The 15,672-nt window shown below is 71.8% G+C and carries 14 protein-coding genes; 8 read left to right on the top strand and 6 right to left on the bottom strand.

Going from position 1 to position 15,672, the window contains the following annotated elements; translation table 11 throughout:
• Nucleotides 1-106 precede the first annotated feature (106 nt).
• A complete protein-coding gene (locus BJ959_RS04540) occupies nucleotides 107-607 on the bottom strand; it encodes a MarR family winged helix-turn-helix transcriptional regulator (RefSeq protein ID WP_153982853.1) in 501 nt (166 codons plus the stop codon).
• A gap of 145 nt (nucleotides 608-752) precedes the next feature.
• Between BJ959_RS04540 and BJ959_RS04535 the strand changes: the two genes are divergently transcribed.
• A complete protein-coding gene (locus tag BJ959_RS04535; protein ID WP_153982852.1) occupies nucleotides 753-1,994 on the top strand; it encodes a cytochrome P450 in 1,242 nt (413 codons plus the stop codon).
• A 326-nt stretch (nucleotides 1,995-2,320) separates the two neighbouring features.
• Here the strand turns inward: BJ959_RS04535 and BJ959_RS04530 are convergent, their stop codons facing one another.
• Nucleotides 2,321-3,037, bottom strand: coding sequence for a type 1 glutamine amidotransferase (locus BJ959_RS04530; RefSeq protein WP_153982851.1), 717 nt, complete (start codon nucleotides 3,035-3,037; stop codon nucleotides 2,321-2,323).
• Nucleotides 3,038-3,153: 116 nt separating this feature from the next.
• On the opposite strand from BJ959_RS04530, the gene BJ959_RS04525 reads away from it, so the two are divergent.
• A complete protein-coding gene (locus BJ959_RS04525) occupies nucleotides 3,154-4,503 on the top strand; it encodes a glutamine synthetase family protein (protein ID WP_153982850.1) in 1,350 nt (449 codons plus the stop codon).
• Between the two features lie 159 nt (nucleotides 4,504-4,662).
• On the opposite strand, the gene BJ959_RS04520 is transcribed toward BJ959_RS04525, so the two are convergent.
• Nucleotides 4,663-5,475 (bottom strand): acetoacetate decarboxylase family protein, encoded by an 813-nt coding sequence (locus tag BJ959_RS04520; protein WP_153982849.1) that lies wholly within the window; start codon nucleotides 5,473-5,475, stop codon nucleotides 4,663-4,665.
• 172 nt (nucleotides 5,476-5,647) lie between these two features.
• Here BJ959_RS04520 and BJ959_RS04515 point away from each other — a divergent pair, with 172 nt between their 5' ends.
• The 3 genes from BJ959_RS04515 to BJ959_RS04505 all read left to right on the top strand — a co-directional run bounded on the left by BJ959_RS04515 (nucleotide 5,648) and on the right by BJ959_RS04505 (nucleotide 8,249).
• The gene (locus tag BJ959_RS04515) at nucleotides 5,648-7,150 is read left to right on the top strand and encodes an APC family permease (RefSeq protein WP_243739039.1); all 1,503 of its coding nucleotides are present in this window, start codon (nucleotides 5,648-5,650) and stop codon (nucleotides 7,148-7,150) included.
• 110 nt (nucleotides 7,151-7,260) lie between these two features.
• Nucleotides 7,261-7,548 carry a hypothetical protein gene (locus BJ959_RS04510; RefSeq protein ID WP_153982847.1) on the top strand — a complete coding sequence of 96 codons (288 nt, stop codon included), beginning with the start codon at nucleotides 7,261-7,263 and terminating at the stop codon, nucleotides 7,546-7,548.
• A complete protein-coding gene (locus BJ959_RS04505) occupies nucleotides 7,545-8,249 on the top strand; it encodes a gamma-glutamyl-gamma-aminobutyrate hydrolase family protein (RefSeq protein ID WP_153982846.1) in 705 nt (234 codons plus the stop codon). The genes BJ959_RS04510 and BJ959_RS04505 overlap by 4 nt, the downstream gene beginning before the upstream one ends.
• 22 nt (nucleotides 8,250-8,271) lie before the next feature.
• Here the strand turns inward: BJ959_RS04505 and BJ959_RS04500 are convergent, their stop codons facing one another.
• The gene (locus BJ959_RS04500; protein ID WP_165879050.1) at nucleotides 8,272-9,279 is read right to left on the bottom strand and encodes a phosphotransferase; all 1,008 of its coding nucleotides are present in this window, start codon (nucleotides 9,277-9,279) and stop codon (nucleotides 8,272-8,274) included.
• 121 nt (nucleotides 9,280-9,400) lie between these two features.
• Between BJ959_RS04500 and nudC the strand changes: the two genes are divergently transcribed.
• Nucleotides 9,401-10,369, top strand: a complete 969-nt coding sequence (gene nudC / locus BJ959_RS04495) for an NAD(+) diphosphatase (protein WP_153982844.1) — start codon at nucleotides 9,401-9,403, stop codon at nucleotides 10,367-10,369.
• Nucleotides 10,366-12,063, top strand: coding sequence for a UvrD-helicase domain-containing protein (locus tag BJ959_RS04490; protein ID WP_183321876.1), 1,698 nt, complete (start codon nucleotides 10,366-10,368; stop codon nucleotides 12,061-12,063). The genes nudC and BJ959_RS04490 overlap by 4 nt, the downstream gene beginning before the upstream one ends.
• On the opposite strand, the gene BJ959_RS04485 is transcribed toward BJ959_RS04490, so the two are convergent.
• The gene (locus BJ959_RS04485) at nucleotides 11,948-12,850 is read right to left on the bottom strand and encodes a TOMM precursor leader peptide-binding protein (RefSeq protein ID WP_165879049.1); all 903 of its coding nucleotides are present in this window, start codon (nucleotides 12,848-12,850) and stop codon (nucleotides 11,948-11,950) included. The two genes, BJ959_RS04490 and BJ959_RS04485, sit on opposite strands and share 116 nt — an antisense overlap.
• A gap of 78 nt (nucleotides 12,851-12,928) precedes the next feature.
• A complete protein-coding gene (locus BJ959_RS04480; protein ID WP_153982842.1) occupies nucleotides 12,929-14,359 on the bottom strand; it encodes a zinc-dependent metalloprotease in 1,431 nt (476 codons plus the stop codon).
• A 132-nt stretch (nucleotides 14,360-14,491) separates the two neighbouring features.
• Here BJ959_RS04480 and BJ959_RS04475 point away from each other — a divergent pair, with 132 nt between their 5' ends.
• Nucleotides 14,492-15,631 carry a YlbL family protein gene (locus BJ959_RS04475; protein WP_341800043.1) on the top strand — a complete coding sequence of 380 codons (1,140 nt, stop codon included), beginning with the start codon at nucleotides 14,492-14,494 and terminating at the stop codon, nucleotides 15,629-15,631.
• Nucleotides 15,632-15,672: the final 41 nt, after the last annotated feature.

Genomic DNA, 15,672 nt, shown 5'->3' with positions numbered 1-15,672 from the left:
TCGCGAGTCGTTCGGATACGAACGTTCTGGGCGATACTAACCGACCCGGGGTGTCGAGCGGTAGGGGATCGGTACGACCCCAGCGCCGCATCCTGAAGCGGATGCGCTACCGATCGTTCTCGGCGATGTGCGTGATCGCCCGCAGCATGTCGGCCAGCTCGCGGCGCTGAGCGCTCGAGAGGCTGCCGGTCAGCGTCGACTCGTGCTGGTTGAAGGCGGGGAAGAGGGTGCTCATGAGGGCGCGACCCTCGGGGGTCATCGTCACGTCGACCAGGCGGCCGTCGCGCTCGCTGCGCGCCCGCAACAGGTAGCCCTTCGCTTCGAGGGTGCCGAGCACCCCGGTGAGAGTCGCCTTCGAGAAGCCGCCCTCCTCGGCGATCTGCCGGGTTTCGATGGGCTCCCAGATCCAGGTGACCCAGAGCACGACGAAGGCCGTCCACGACAGGCCGCTCGCGGCGAGCACGCTGCGCTCGAGGTAGTTACGGGTCGCGTTGGCGGCGCGGAACAGGTTGGAGATGACCGCCATCGCCTCGACGTCGAGCGGCAGGCTTCCGACCTTGCCGGCGACCTGCTCCTCGGTCTCGGCCAGCGTGTGCGGACTCGGCATCTCTGCTCCCCTCGGTGCGGCCGTGCACGGCCGCGATCCCGGGCTCTATCCTCACTCATTCGGGCCCGAAGCACGCTGAGGCTCGACTCGCGCGCCGAAGTTCGTTAGCATCCGAACAAATCGCTTCCTACGAAAGCAGGCGCCCATGTCGACCACGACCGCTCTCACCCTGGCCGATCTCGATCTCTTCGCTCACGGCGCACCCTGGGGCGTCTTCGACGAGCTGCGCGCGACGCCCGGTCTCCACTGGTCGACCGAGGAGTCGCCCAACCACGGGTTCTGGTCGGTCATGCGGTACCACGACATCGTGCGCGTTCTGCGTGACCCCGACACCTTCACCTCGACGAAGTTCACCAACCTCGAAGAGGTCGACCCGGGGATGCAGGACCAGCGCCGGTCGCTGCTCGAGACCGACGGCCTGCGCCACCGCGCGCTGCGCCGCATGCTGCAGGGCCAGTTCACCCCGCAGGCGGTCGCCAAGTACGAGACCTTCTTGCGCGGCATCACGGCGAAGACCCTCGATGCGGCGCTCGCGAAGAAGGAGTTCGACTTCGTCGACGAGGTCAGCGCCGACTTCCCGATCCGCGTGCTCGCCCGCCTGCTCGGCGTGCCCGACAGCGACACCGGGCAGCTCATCGACTGGGGCAACCGCATGGTCGGCAACACCGACCCGGAGCACGCCGACCTTCTCATCGACTCGGCCGAGAGCGAGGAGTACAAGCACGTGCCGTTCCGCTCGCCGGCCGCGATCGAGGTCTACGAGTACGGCAAGCACCTCGCCGCCGAGCGGCGCGGCAAGGGCGGCACCGACCTGGTGACGCTGCTCGCCGATGGCGAGCCGAGCGACGGGCAGAAGCTCACCGAGCACGAGTTCAACACGAACTTCCTGCTGCTCGTCGTCGCGGGCAACGAGACCACGCGGCACACGATCACCCACACCATGAAGAACCTCATGGCGAACCCCGAGCAGCTCGACATCCTGCGCAACGACCCCTCGCTCATCCCCTGGGCGGTCGAGGAGTTCCTGCGCTACGCCTCGCCGGTGTACCACTTCCGTCGCACGGCGACGAAGGACGTCGAGTTCTCGGGCACGCAGATCGCCGAGGGCGACAAGGTCGTCGTCTGGTTCGCCTCGGGCAACCGCGATGACGCCGTCTTCGACGAGCCCTACCGCTTCGACGTGACCCGCAACCCGAACGAGCACATGTCGTTCGGGCGCGGCGGCCCGCACATGTGTCTCGGCAACGCTCTGGCCCGCATCGAGCTGCGCATCATGTTCGAAGACCTGCTGACCCGCGACGTCACCCTCGCACCCGCCGGCGACGTCGACTTCCTCCGCAGCAACTTCGTGCACGGCATCAAGCGGATGCCCGTCCGCGTGGTCTGAGCCGCCACCGCAGGGGCGCCGCGTCCTGCTGGTGCCCCCGCGTGCGCTCCGCAGCGTCGATCGGTCACTCGTTGCGGTTCGTACTCGTCGACGGCGCAACGAGTGACCGATCGACGCTCTCGAACGAGTGGGGCGGGATGCTCGCACGGCGCCGCGATCGCGAGCACGCATCCCGCGCCCCGTGTCGCGGTGCCGCGGCAGGGGTGTGCGTTGTCGGGTTCGCTGCGCGCTGCCGTCCATGTCGACATCCCCGCCTATCGGTCACTCGTTACGGTGTCGCCGCCGAGCAACGCCAACGAGTGACCGATCGGCGCCCTCGACGACGGTCAGGCGCGGGGGAGGAGCCCCGCGACGTCGGTGAGGAAGGCGTCGACGAGCGCGAACGTGCGCGCGCGGGCCGCCGCGGCGGTCGCGACCGTCTGCGCGAGCATGACGTCGGGGTCTTGACCGTCGTCGCGCACCTTGGATGCTCCTCCCCAGTCGAGCCACCCCCGCAGCCCCGCCGCATCGAGCTCGGGGTGAAACTGCACGGCCAGCGCGCGCTCGACGACGAAGGCCTGCGAGGCCGACGGCGTGCGCGCGATCTCGACGGCGCCGGGCGGCACGACCCAGCGGTCGTAGTGGAACTGGAACCACGGGCCCTCGCCGACCAGGGCCGGCTGGTCGCTCCAGATGGCGGTCCACCCGATCTCGCCGCGCGGGCCCGGCGCGACCGAGCCGCCGAGGGCGCGCGCGAGCAGCTGGCCGCCGAAGCAGATGCCCAGGACGGGCATCCCGCTGCGAACGGCGTCGCCCAGCCACGCGACCTCGGGCAGCAGCCAGCGGCCGATGCAGGCGTCGTCCCACGCGCCCCAGGGGGCACCGAGCGGGATGAGCACGTCGTAGTCGGCGGCGTTCGGGAAGGCGGTCTCGATGTTGGGGTTCGCGAACGAGCCCTCGGGCACGACCAGGTGCGTGTCGATCTCGAAGCCGTGGTGGGCGAATCGCTCGCCGACCGGGCCCAGCGGGCTCACGTGATCGTGCTGGATGAACAGAGCGCGCATCAGACCTCCCCATCGAGTCGGTCGGTAGTCTACTATCTCGTTTGAGTCCGAACGATTTTCGTTCGAGCCGCCTGCGGGCCATCCGCGCCAACACCAGTGCCACGAAGGAGTCGCACATGAGCCACAGCCTGTCCGCCCTGCAGAGCGAGCTGCTCTCGGCCAAGATCGACGTGCTGCGCGTCATCTACGCCGACATCATCGGCACCGTGCGGTCGAAAGACCTGCTCGTCAGCGAGCTCGACAAGATCAGCCACGGCGGCCCGGCGTTCTGCCAGGGCGTGTGGGTGACGACGACGCAGGGCGGCGTGCTCGACGGTGCCGACGTGCTCAGCAACGGGCTCGAAGACTTCATCAGCCAGATCGTTCCGGGCAGCTGGCGCGCCCTGCCGTGGGAGCCCGGCGTGGCCTTCGTCGTCGCCGGCGCCAACAACCCCGACGGCCAGCCGAGCCCGCTTTCGCCGCGGGTGCTGCTCGAGCGCATCGTGGGCGAGTACGCGAAGCTCGGCTACACCCCGCTCGTCGGCCCCGAGCTCGAGTTCTACATCGCCGACCGCAACCCCGAGGGCGGCTTCAGCCGGGCGCTCACGCAGCCCGGCCGCGTCTACACGACGGGCGCGACGGTCGACCCCAAGGGCACCTTCCTGCACCTGCTGCGCATGCTCGACCAGCTGCGCATCGGCGTCTTCGCCGGCAACCACGAGTTCAGCCCGAGCCAGTACGAGATCAACATCTGGCACGGCGAGGCGCTCGACGCCTGCGACCGAGCCTTCATGCTCAAGGCTGGTGTGAAGGACGTCATCGCGCGCGTCGGCCAGGCGGCGACCTTCGCCGGCAAGCCGTGGAGCGACGAGGGCGGCAGCGGGTTCCACCTGCATATGTCCCTCGTCGACGCCAAGGGCGAGAACCTCATGCACGACGGAGACAAGCTGAGCGCGCTCGCCCAGCACATGATCGCGGGCATCGTGGAGCACGCCGCGGCCCTCACCGCCTTCTGCAACCCGACCATCAACGCCTTCAAGCGCCTCGGCCCCGACACGCTCGCGCCGTACCGCGCCAACTGGGGCTACGACAACCGCAGCGCGATGCTGCGCGTTCCGCCGGAGCGCGGCGGCGGCACCCGCCTCGAGATGCGCCTCGGCGACGGCGCGGCCAACGCGTACCTCATGACCGCGGCCCTGCTCGCCGCCGGTCTCGACGGCATCCGCCGCCAGCTCGCCGCCCCGCCGGCCGCCGTCGGCTACAGCTACGAGGACGAGTCGCAGGCCGTGCTCCCCATGTCGCTGGGCGAGGCTCTGGATGCCCTCCGCGCCGACAGCGCCCTCATCGAGCTGCTCGGCGGCGACCTCGTCAACGTCTTCGAGGTCATGAAGCGCGACGAGATCGAGCGCTACGCCGCAGAGGTGCCCGACCCGACGACCCGCGACGTCACCCCGTGGGAGGTGCGGGAGTACTTCCTGGATCTCTGAGCCGAGAGGCGCAGCGCTCCCTCGCGCTCCTCGCGTGCGCGCCACAAATCACGGACTTCGAGCCGTTCGCCCCCTTTTCGTTGCGGATGCGCGGCAGAGAAGGTGCCCTACATCCGTGATTTGTCACGCAGCAGCGCGGGCCCCGACTGGCCCGGGGGCTTACACGGTCGGGTTCGACCGATCCGCGACGAGCTTTCCGCCGTTGAACGTCACGCCGACCTCGCGGTAGTACGCCGCGATCTTCTCCTGCACGGGCAGGATCGACGCGAGCTCGTCCCAGGGCGAGTCGTGCAGCTCGAGCTCGAAGTCGCCCACCCAGGTGGCGCCGATCTCGGCGTCGACGCCCCCCATGGTGATGAGCTGGTCGAGGCTGTTGCCGGCACCGGGGGTGATGGAGGGCATCCACCGCGAATGCAGCATCGCGTGCCCATTGACGAAGCCGTTCGTGTCGCTCGGCTCGCGCAGGGTCACGACGAGCGAGGCGAGGCGGTGGTCGTAGGCGGCGAGCGAAGCGCCGAGCTTAGCGCCGGGCTCGAGGCGCGGCGCCGCGCGGCCGACGTTCATGACGCGCGTGACGGCCATCGACCCGAGCTTCTTGGGGTAGCCCTGGAACCACCCGCGGGCGATCGCGAAGTCTTTCGTCACCCAGATGGCGACGCATCGCGAGTAGGTGACGCCCTCGTGCTTGACGCGCACGACGGCGAAGGTCTCGAGGTACTGCGACCGCTGCGGGTCGAGCAGCTCGGCGCCGGAGGCCGAGCACGACTGCCAGTCGGCCCAAATGAGCGCGACGGCGCCCGGGTCGTCATCGGCGAGCTCGAGACCCTCGGGCAATAGGGCGGCGACGTTGGCCGGGTCGGTGCGGTACTCGGCGGTGAGCAGCGTGCCCGAGTAGTACCAGGGCATGTCGGGCACGATCGCGCTCGCGCCGCTGGGGGTCTTCGGGGCGAGGAATCCGGTGAGGTCAGCCATGCGGCCAGGTTACCGAATCATTCGTGAACAAACGATAGGCAGTTTCGGGATGTTCGCCCCGCGCCGATCGGGCACCCCCGGTGCTTGACGCGCGCGGGCACGTGCGCCACCCTGAACGAAGGTCGTTTCGACACGAACGATTCACCCCAACTCAATGAGGAGTTCCGGATCCATGACTGACACCCCCCAATCGACCCTTCGCAAGGGTCGTCTCGGCGTCATCGGCGTCGTCTTCTTCGTGGTCGCCGCGTCGGCCCCGCTCGTCGGCATCACCGGTGCCGTGCCCGTCGCGATGCTCGTGGGCAACGGCGCGGGCACGCCCGGCGCCTACCTCGTCGTCGGCCTGACCCTCCTGCTGTTCAGCGTCGGCTACGCGACGATGAGCCAGAAGGTCACCAACTCGGGCGCGTTCTTCGCCTACGTAGGCAAGGGTCTGGGGGTGAACGCCGGTGTCGCATCGGCATTCGTGTCCGTGCTCACCTACGTGACGATCCAGCTCGCCATCTACGGCTTCTTCGGCGGTCTCGTGTCCGGCACGATGGCCGAGCTCGGCGTCGACCTGCCCTGGTACGTCTGGGCGTTCATCGCCTGGCTCCTCGTCACCGGCCTCTCGCTGCTCAGCGTCGACATCGGCGCAAAGGTTCTCGGCGTGCTGCTGGTGCTCGAGATCCTGTCGCTGCTCATCGCCGCGATCGTCATGCTCGCCAACGGCGGCCCCGAGGGCTGGAACCTCGCCGCGTCGTTCAGCCCCGAGAACATCTTCGCCGGCGGCTTCGCGGGCGGGGCGGGCATCGCCCTCGCCTTCGCCCTCGCCAGCTTCATCGGCTTCGAGGCGACCGCCATCTACGGCGAGGAGTCGAAGGACCCGAAGCGCACCGTGCCGCTCGCCACCTACATCGCGATCTCGACCATCAGCATCCTGTTCGCCATCGTGTCGTTCGGCATGGTGACGGGCATGGGCGCGAGCGGCATCATCGACCAGGTCGTCGAGCGCTCGATGGATGCCGATGGCAACGTGCTGGCCAACCCGGCCGGCGTGCTCTTCAGCCTCACCGAGCAGTACGTCGGCTCGTGGCTGGTGACGATCATGACCATCCTCGTCATCACGAGCCTGTTCGCCGGCCTGCTGGCCTTCCAGAACGCGGCCTCGCGGTACTTCTTCGCCCTCGGGCGCGGCGGCGTGCTTCCGGCCCGTGCCGCGGTGACCAACGGCGCCGGCGCCCCGGTGGGCGGCGTCGTCATCACCTCGGCTCTCGCCGCCATCGTGATGATCGTGTTCGCGGTCGCGGGTCTCGACCCGGTCGGCAACCTGTTCTTCTGGATGAGCTCGATCACGGCGATGTCGGTGATCGTCGTCGAGATCCTCGTCTCGATCGCGGTCATCGTGTACTTCCGACGCGAGGGCGGCGGGTCGCTCTGGAAGACGGTCATCGCCCCGGCGGTCTCGATCGTGCTTCTGGCGATCGGTCTCTACCTGGTGATGTCGCGCTTCAACCTGCTGGCCGGCACCGTGCCCGACGGGGTCGACCCGTCGCTGCCCGAGTCGGCGTGGCTCCTGAACCCGCTCGGCTGGTTCCTGGTGCTGCTGCCGTTCATCTTCCTGGTGATCGGCTACGTGGTGGCGCTCATCAACAAGAAGGAGAACGAGAAGCTGGTCAAGGACTTCGCATCCTGATCCGCTGACTCCTGCGGGGCGGTCGTCACGGCGGCCGCCCCGCGCTCCACGGGAACCACCCGCTTCATCGGCACGACCCGAACCGCCCGCACGCTCGAACGGAGACCCTCATGCGCGACGACGACTTCGACCTCGATGTGATCGCGCACGCGGATGCCCGCCACGAGCAGGTCGTCGCCGCACTCGACCGCTCCGCCCTCGAGCGGTCGGTCGCCGCCCTGCCGCACGACCTGGTTGCCGCCGCCACCGGCGTGCTGCTGCAGGGCCGCACCTACAGCGACGTGAGCCAGGAGCTCGGCATCCGCCAGCCCGAACTCGTCCGCGCCCTCCAGCGCGCCCGCGCCATCATCGCCCGCGAGCACGGCCACGGCGCCGACGCCGACGGCGGTACCGCGTGACCGTCGCCATCGGGCTCAGCACCTACCTCGAGCACACCGAGATGGGGCTGTGGAAGCGCTCCGCGACGGTGCTGCCGAAGGTTTACACCGACTGCGTCATCGCGGCGGGCGGCGTCGTGCTGGCCCTGCCGCCCCAGCCGCCGACTCCCGCCGCGGTGGCCCGCGTGCTCGACGCCGTCGACGGGCTCATCATCACCGGCGGCAAAGACGTCGATGCGCGGCTCTACGGTCAGGAGCCGCATCCCGAGAACGACGCACCGCGCCCCGACCGCGACGCCTGGGAGATCGCCCTCGTTCGCGCCGCCATCGAGCGCGACCTGCCCTTCCTCGGCATCTGCCGCGGCCTGCAGGTGCTCAACGTGGCCCTCGGCGGCACGCTGATCCAGCACCTGCCCGACGTCATCGGCTCGACCCGCTACAGCTACGGCAACGCGACGTTCGCCGACAACCCGGTGCACACTGTGCCGGGCACGCGCATCGCCGGGATGCTCGGGCCGGAGCTGACCGTCAAGAGCTACCACCACCAGGCCGTCGACCGGGTCGCCGACGGGCTCACCGTCAGCGCGCGCGGCGACGACGGCGTGGTGCAGGCCGTCGACATCGACGGCGCGCGGTTCGGGGTGGCCGTGCAGTGGCATCCCGAGGAGTCGCCCGACGACCTGCGGCTGTTCGCGGCCCTGGTCGCGGCCGCGGCGCGCTGAGCGGCCACGCCGCTCGCGGCGGCTAGGCGGCCGAGCCGGGGCCGCGCGGCACGCCGCGCTCGAGCAGCTCGTCGACCTCGGCCATGCCGCTCGGAGCCGTCGCCTCGCCGGCCAGCGGGTTCACGAGGTCACCGCCGACGCGGTCGAGCAGCGCGTGCAGCATCCCGACCGCATCGTCGACGATCTCGGTCGAGCGCTGGTCGGCGCCATGCAGCAGCCAGCGGGCCAGCTCGAGCTCGGCGGCGAAGGTCGCCCGGCGCGCGATATCGCGGTCGTGCACCCCCCGCGCCTGGTGGTAGGCGTCGAAGGCCACCTCGGGCACCTCGGAGTCGTCGGCACCGAGCAGCCAGAACAGGTCGCGCGCAGGGTCGCCGACGTGCAGGCGCGCCCAGCCGAGCAGGCCGGTGACCGAGTCGCCGACGCTGAGGAACGAGCTCGCCGAGAGAGCGCCGTTGACGACCGTGGGGGTGAACTGCCACAGGGCCGCATCGTCGGCGGCGAGCTCCCAGCGCTGCAGCAGTCCGGCGGGCACGAGTCCGGTCGCGGCGGCACGATCGAGGGTCGTGACGGCCTCGCGCATGACGTCGATGGCGCGCAGCTGCGGCAGACCCACGTCGGCGACAACGTTCGTGGGCAGGGCGTGGATCGCCGCGATCGCCCGGCCGATCGAGGCGGCCAGACCGGGTGTGAGCTCGCCGAGGCGCACCGGCACGCCATCGACGAACTCCGAGACGATCGCGCGGGTGCCGTCGACGGGAGCCTGCCCGACCATGCGGGGCACCCCGAACGGCAGGCGGGCCCGGACGCCGTCGCTGAGAGCGCGCACCGCGACCAGGTCGGCCGACTGCTCGCTCTCGGCGGCGGGCGTGCGCGGCACGCGGATCACGAGCGTGCGGCCGTCGCTCGCCGTCAGCAGGGCACTGTCGACGTCACCGCCCGTGCCGCCCAGCGGGGCGGCGCTCGTGACCGCGAGACCGGGCACGGCCGAGGTCGCGAGCGCGGCTAGAGTGAGAGGCGAGCGGCGGACCATGCCTTCAGGGTAGGTCGCCACCGCCCGCCAGGGCCCCGCGCCACGCGACGGGCGGCAGACGCCGCTCTCCGCCGCCACCGTTCGCCGCCGCCGTCCGCCGCCACAGCCGAGAGGGTCGCCGATGCATCGCTCGCTCACCGCGAGTCTGCCGCTGTCGCGGTACCGCATCGATCGCGACGATGTGAGCCGCGCCCGGCCCGGACTGTTCGACGAGCTCGCCGCCGACCCGACCGCCCGGGTCATCGCCGTCTGGCGGGGCGAGGTGCTGCTGGCGGCTCCGGATGGGGGTGCGGGTGCGGATGCGGCCCCTGCCCCCGCCCTCGCGTTCCTGCCCTGGTCGGCCGTGCCCGCCGGGGTGGAGCGCGTCTACCTGGGGCGCACGCTCGAGGCCGAGGGCGGGGTGTCGGCAGGCGCCGCGGTGACCGCCGTGCTGCTGGGCGACGAGAGCGGCCCCGCCCTCGAGCCCGATGTCACCCGCTGGGGCTCGCCTCGCACGCTCGGCCACCGGTTGGGCGACCGCGACGCGGGGCTCGCGATCGAGGCCCTCGGCATGGCCAACTGGCACGCCACCCACCAGTTCTCCCCGCGCACCGGCAACCCCACCGTCTCCGGCCGCGCCGGCTGGGTGCGGGTCGACGTCGAGACCGGGGCCGAGCTGTTTCCGCGCACCGACGCCGCGATCATCGTGGGTGTCACCGATGCCGACGACCGGCTCGTGCTGGGCAGCAACGCGCTCTGGGAGTCGAACCGCTTCTCGCTCCTCGCCGGCTTCGTCGAGCCGGGCGAGTCCCTGGAGGCGGCGGTCGTGCGCGAGGTGCACGAGGAGGCGGGCCTGCGCGTCGTCGACCCCGTGTACGTCGGGTCGCAGCCGTGGCCGTTCCCCGCATCCCTCATGCTCGGCTTCCGCGCGCGCCTCGACCCGGCGCACGCCGGCGAGCTGCGGCCGGACGGCGCGGAGATCCTCGATCTGCGCTGGTTCTCGCGCGCCGAGCTCGCCGACAGCCTCGGCGAGGTGCTGCTGCCCGGGCGCACCTCGATCGCCCGCGCCATCATCGAGGACTGGTACGGCGGGCCGCTGGACGCCCCGTGACCGGTGCTGAGCGCCTCCTCGCCGCCCTCGACGAGAACCAGCGGCAGGTGGCCGAGTCGCTGCTCGGCCCGGTCTGCGTGCTCGCGGGCGCCGGAACGGGCAAGACGCGGGCCATCACGCACCGCATCGCCTACGGCGTCGCCACCGGCGCCTACGACCCGCGGCGGGTGATGGCGCTGACGTTCACGACCCGCGCGGCCGGTGAGCTGCTGGGCCGGCTGCGGGCGCTCGGCGCCGAGGGCGTGGCCGCCCGCACGTTCCACGCCGCCGCGCTGCGGCAGCTGCACTACTTCTGGCCGACCGTCGTCGGCGGAACCCCGCCGCGCGTGCTCGACAGCAAGGGCGCCCTGCTGGGCCAGGCCGCGTCGTCGCTGAAGCTCGGCCTCGACACGGCGGCGCTGCGGGATGCCGCTGCCGAGATCGAGTGGCGCAAGGTCTCCCGGCTCTCGATCGAGGCCTACACGCGCGCGGCCGCGAGCCGCCCGATGCCCGGCCGGCTCACGATCGACCAGATGGCGGCCCTGCAGAAGCAGTACGAGACCCTGAAGGACGAGCGCCGCCAGATCGACTTCGAGGACGTGCTTCTCGCGACGGCGGGCATGATCGAGAACGAGCCGCGCGTCGCGGAGGAGGTGCGGGCGCAGTACCGCTTCTTCGTCGTCGACGAGTTCCAAGACGTCTCGCCCCTCCAGCACGACCTGCTCATGCTCTGGCTCGGCGGTCGCCGCGAGCTGTGCGTGGTCGGCGACGCCTCGCAGACCATCTACTCGTTCGCGGGGGCGACGAGCGACTACCTGGTGCGGTTCGGTACCGCGTATCCGGATGCCCGCATCGTGCGCCTCGACGAGAACTACCGCTCGACCGGCCCGATCATCCAGCTCGCGAACCGGCTCATGCGCGGCCGGCCGGGCGCGCTCACGCTGCACGCGGCGGGGGAGGGGGCCGAGCGCGGGCCGACGCCGTCGATCTCCCGCCATGCCGACGATGCCGCCGAGGCCGAGGCGGTCGCCGCGGCGATCGCCCGCCGCATCGCCGACGGCACTGCGCCCGAGTCGATCGCCGTGCTGTACCGCATCAACACGCAGTCCATCGCGCTCGAGTCGGCGCTCTCGCGGCACGGGGTGCCGGTGCAGTCGCGCGCCGACAGTCGCTACTTCGACCAGCCGGAAGTGCGGCAGGCGATCATGCTGCTGCGCGGCGCGTCGATATCGATCACCGACGAGCCGCTGTTCAAGAGCGTCAGCGACGTGTTGCGCGGCGTCGGCTGGCGGCAGGACCCTCCGGCTGGCGGCGGCGCGGAGCGCGCTCGGTGGGAGGCGCTCAACGCCCTGCTCACCCTCGCCGAGGAGGCGCCCGCGGGCACAACCCTGCCCGACTTCGTCCGCGAGCTGCAGCGGCGGCAGGAGCAGAAGCATGCCCCGACGCGCTCGGCAGTGACCCTGTCGACGATCCACGCGGCGAAGGGCCTCGAGTGGGACGTCGTGCACCTCGTCGGCCTCGGCGAGGGCCAGCTGCCGATCGTGTTCGCCCAGGGGCTCGAGGCGATCGACGAGGAGCGCCGCCTGCTCTACGTCGGCATCACCCGAGCCCGGCGAGAGCTGGCGCTGTCGTGGGCGCAGCGGCCCGCGCCGACGCGGGCCGAGCGGGCGCCGAGCCGGTTCCTCGACGAGCTGCGGGCGCCGCGCGAGAGCTGAGCTCGCGGCAGCCGCACGCGGGGTGGGGGCTCCACTCGGCGGAGGCTGTCGCTCCCGTCAGGGCGTCGATGCACAGGCTCGCGCCGGCCGGGCCTGTGCGCAGCATCCCGCGCACGGCGAGGCCGGCGGCGAGGGCGGTCGTCGCCGTCTCGGCGGCGGCAGGGCGGCCCCAGAGCTGGGTCGCGAGCACGGTGCGCGCCGGATCCTCGCTTGCGCGCCACTGCTCGACGCACCGCAGGCAGGCCGTCTCCCCCGGGATCACCACGGGGCCGACCGTGACGGCCACCTCGCCGAAGACGACGGGCAGGTGCGGGCGGTCGCGCCGCAGCCAGCGGGCGTGCTCGAGCGGGTCGATGACGTGAGTGCTCACCAGCACGCCCACGCGCGTACGGCGGGCGAGGGGTGTGCCGGGCGCCATGAGGGCGACGGGATGCCCGCTCTCGGCCAGCACCGCCGCCACCCGCTCGGCCCCGAGCCCGTGACCGACGACGGCGATCGGTTCGGCGCTCGCCGGGTTCTGCGGCGCCGGTTCGAGGGCCGGGGCGAGACGGGTGAGCATCCTGCCGACCAGCTCGCGGGGCACATCCAGGTGCCCCGCGAGGCCCTCCAGGCGCTCACGGGTGATCCCGACCGCGAGCGCGTCGACCAGCCGCAGCTCGGCGCCGTCGACGCCCTCGAGCACGGCGAGGGCCGGGTCCATGCCGATCTGCAGGGTGGTCGGGTCGCGCCACAGGATGCAGCGGCGCGGGTCGAGACGGAGCACGGCGGAAGCGGTGGGGTCGGTCATGCCGCACATGATGGGCGGCACCGCGGCGGAGGGTGCGGGGCGTCCACAGTGCGGCGCGCCGCGCCGCGCCGCGACACTTCAGCCGGTCGGCTCGGCCGGCCCGTCCTGATCGTCGGGACTGTCGGAAGCGTCGGGCTCGGCCGGCGCCTCGCCCGGCCCGCGCTCGATCGGCCGATCGCCGGTCTCGTCGGCGAGTAGCGCACTGAGCGCCTCGTCGAGCGCGTCCGGAGCGGCCGTCGTGTCCCCGGCGAGCACGGCGAGCACCCGGCTCGGATCGTCGATGTCGTCGGCGGTGGGCAGCAGATCGGGGTGGGCCCACAGGCTGTCGCGGGCGTCGGCCCCCGCTTCGTCGGTGATCCGCGCCCAGAAGGCGGCGGCCTCGCGCAGTCGGCGCGGGCGCAGCTCGAGGCCGACGAGCGTGGCGAAGGCGCTCTCGGCCGGCCCGCCAGCGGCGCGGCGACGCCGTACCGTCTCGGCGATCGCGTCCGCCTTCGGCAGGCGCGCCGTCGCCCGCGCGGTCACGACGTCGACCCAGCCGTCGATGAGGGCCAGGGTGGTCTCGAGGCGGCCGAGGGCGGCGAGCTGAGCATCCGTCTTCGGCGGGATCAGCGCGCCGCTGGTGAGGGCCTCGCGCAGGCTCTCGGGGTTCGCGGGGTCGAACTCGGCGGCGAGCGACTCGATGCGGGAGGTATCGATGCTGATGCCGCGGGCGTAGTCGGTGATGGCGCTGACGAGGTGCTGCCGCAGCCAGCGGGCGTGCCGGAACAGACGGGCATGCGCGAGCTCGCGCACCGCGAGGTACAGCTGCACCTGATCGGCGGCGATGTCGAGGCCGACCCCGAACGCCGACACGTTCTGCGGCAGCAGGGCGGCCTGCACGTCGGTGTCGTCGCGGCCCGGCAGCAGCGGGATGCCGATGTCGCCGCCCGAGACCACCTCGGCCGAGAGCTGCCCGACGACGTGGCCGAGCTGCAGCGAGAACAGCGTGCCGCCGAGCGAGCGCATGACCTGGCCGGCGTTCGCCACCATGCCCTTCAGCTCCTCCGGCACCTGCTGGTCGAGGGCGCTGGTGAGTGAGGCGGCGATGGAGTCGGCGACCGGCTCGGCGAGCTGCGTCCACACCGGCAGAGTGAGACGCGCCCAGTCGGCGCGTGTGATGAGGGTGGGCTCCGCCGTCAACTGCGTGATGCTCGTGGCCTCGTCGAGCCACAGCGCGGCCACGTTGAGGGCCTGGCGCAGCTGCTCCAACTCGGCCGCGCTGCTGCGGATCGACCCCTGGGCGGCGATGCGCCCGGACTCGTCGCGAGCGAGCGACCAGTCGACGCCGTCGCCGCTGGCGTTCATCGCCTTCTGCAGCTGGCCCAAGAGCCGCGCCACCATGAGCGGGTCAGTGGGGAGCCCGGCCGCGCCCGCGAGCTTCGCCGGGTCGAGGTCGCCCTGCCCGGAGAGGAAGCGGCGCAGCAGCTCGCGGAACTCGTCGTCCGGCCCGCCTAGGGGATCCTCAGCCATGGCTCCTACGCTAACGGGCATGCCTCGGTGCCCGATGGGTTTTCGCCTAGGCTGACCCCCGCGGCTCTGCGCCGTGGGCGAACACCCGCCCGAGGCCCGTCGAGGCCCCGCAGAGCCCTCGAGAGGAGCCCGGTGAGCCTGTTCACCGTCGATGCCCGCGGCGACGCGCTCGACCCCGACGACGACCCCGTGGTGCTGGATGCGCGTCAGCGGGGCCGCCGAGTCGGCTGGCTGCTGCTCGCGCTCACCCTGTTCGGTGTCTTCGGCCTCGCGGTGCTGCCCTCGCCGTACGTCATCGAGCGGCCCGGCCCGGTGTTCAACACCCTCGGCTCCGTCACGGTCGGGGAGGACGAGCTGCCCCTCATCTCGATCCCGGGCGAGCCCACCTACGACACCCCCGGTTCGCTGAGCCTGACCACGGTCAACATCTACGGCAACCGGGAGCAGCCGCCCTCCTGGTTCGAGGTGATCCGGGCCTGGGTCGACCCGAGCCAGGCCGTCGTGCCGATCGACGCGGTCTTCCCGCCCGGGGTGTCCTCCGAAGACCGCCGCGAGCAGAGCCGCATCGACATGGAGAACTCGCAGCAGGAGGCCGTGGCCGCCGCGCTGCGCGCCCTCGGCGAGCCCTACGAGAGCCAGCTGCGCGTGGTCGAGACGCTCGACGACAGCCCGGCGACCGGCCTGGTGCGGGCCGACGACATCATCCTCGCCGTGAACGACGAGCCGGTTCGGGATGTCACGGCGCTCCGCGCCGCGATCGCCGACAACGGCACGGCCGACTCCGCGTCGCTCCTCGTGCTGCGCGGCGGGTCGGAGCGCACCATCGAGGTCGTCCCGCGCCTCAGCGACGTCGAGCCGCGCGTGCCGGTGATCGGGGTGCTCATCGCGGGCGAGTACGTCTTCCCCTTCGAGGTCGACATCGAGCTCGAGAACGTGGGCGGCCCGAGCGCGGGCATGATGTTCGCCCTCGGGGTCATCGACAAGCTGACGCCCGGCTCGCTCGCGGGCGGTGCGGAGGTCGCCGGCACGGGCACGATCGCGGCCGACGGCACCGTCGGGCCGATCGGCGGCATCGTGCAGAAGATGCACGGTGCGGTCGGGTTCGGTGCCGACTGGTTCCTGGCGCCTGTCGACAACTGCGACGAGGTTGCGGGGAGCATCCCGAACGGTCTGGAGGTGTTCGCGGTGGCGACCCTCGATGAGGCCATCGGCGTGCTGCAGGCCATCGCCGACGACGAGGGGCTCGACGAGCTCGCGCGCTGCGAGCGCTGACGGCGAGCGCTGACGGCGAACGCTGACGGCGAACAGAGCCC

The organism is Microcella frigidaquae (genome assembly GCF_014200395.1).
Taxonomy (GTDB): Bacteria; Actinomycetota; Actinomycetes; order Actinomycetales; family Microbacteriaceae; genus Microcella; species Microcella frigidaquae.
Note: the sequence above shows the minus strand (reverse complement) of the source record. Positions and strands in the feature narration are given on the sequence as shown.

Coding starts and splice junctions, on each gene's coding strand:
- BJ959_RS04485 (WP_165879049.1), bottom strand. CDS start 12,850: ATGACCGACCCCACCGCTTCCGCCGTGCTCCGTCTCGACCCGCGCCGC.
- BJ959_RS04510 (WP_153982847.1), top strand. CDS start 7,261: ATGCGCGACGACGACTTCGACCTCGATGTGATCGCGCACGCGGATGCC.
- BJ959_RS04530 (WP_153982851.1), bottom strand. CDS start 3,037: ATGCGCGCTCTGTTCATCCAGCACGATCACGTGAGCCCGCTGGGCCCG.
- BJ959_RS04535 (WP_153982852.1), top strand. CDS start 753: ATGTCGACCACGACCGCTCTCACCCTGGCCGATCTCGATCTCTTCGCT.
- BJ959_RS04500 (WP_165879050.1), bottom strand. CDS start 9,279: ATGGTCCGCCGCTCGCCTCTCACTCTAGCCGCGCTCGCGACCTCGGCC.
- BJ959_RS04540 (WP_153982853.1), bottom strand. CDS start 607: ATGCCGAGTCCGCACACGCTGGCCGAGACCGAGGAGCAGGTCGCCGGC.
- BJ959_RS04520 (WP_153982849.1), bottom strand. CDS start 5,475: ATGGCTGACCTCACCGGATTCCTCGCCCCGAAGACCCCCAGCGGCGCG.
- BJ959_RS04515 (WP_243739039.1), top strand. CDS start 5,648: ATGACTGACACCCCCCAATCGACCCTTCGCAAGGGTCGTCTCGGCGTC.
- BJ959_RS04480 (WP_153982842.1), bottom strand. CDS start 14,359: ATGGCTGAGGATCCCCTAGGCGGGCCGGACGACGAGTTCCGCGAGCTG.
- BJ959_RS04525 (WP_153982850.1), top strand. CDS start 3,154: ATGAGCCACAGCCTGTCCGCCCTGCAGAGCGAGCTGCTCTCGGCCAAG.
- nudC (WP_153982844.1), top strand. CDS start 9,401: ATGCATCGCTCGCTCACCGCGAGTCTGCCGCTGTCGCGGTACCGCATC.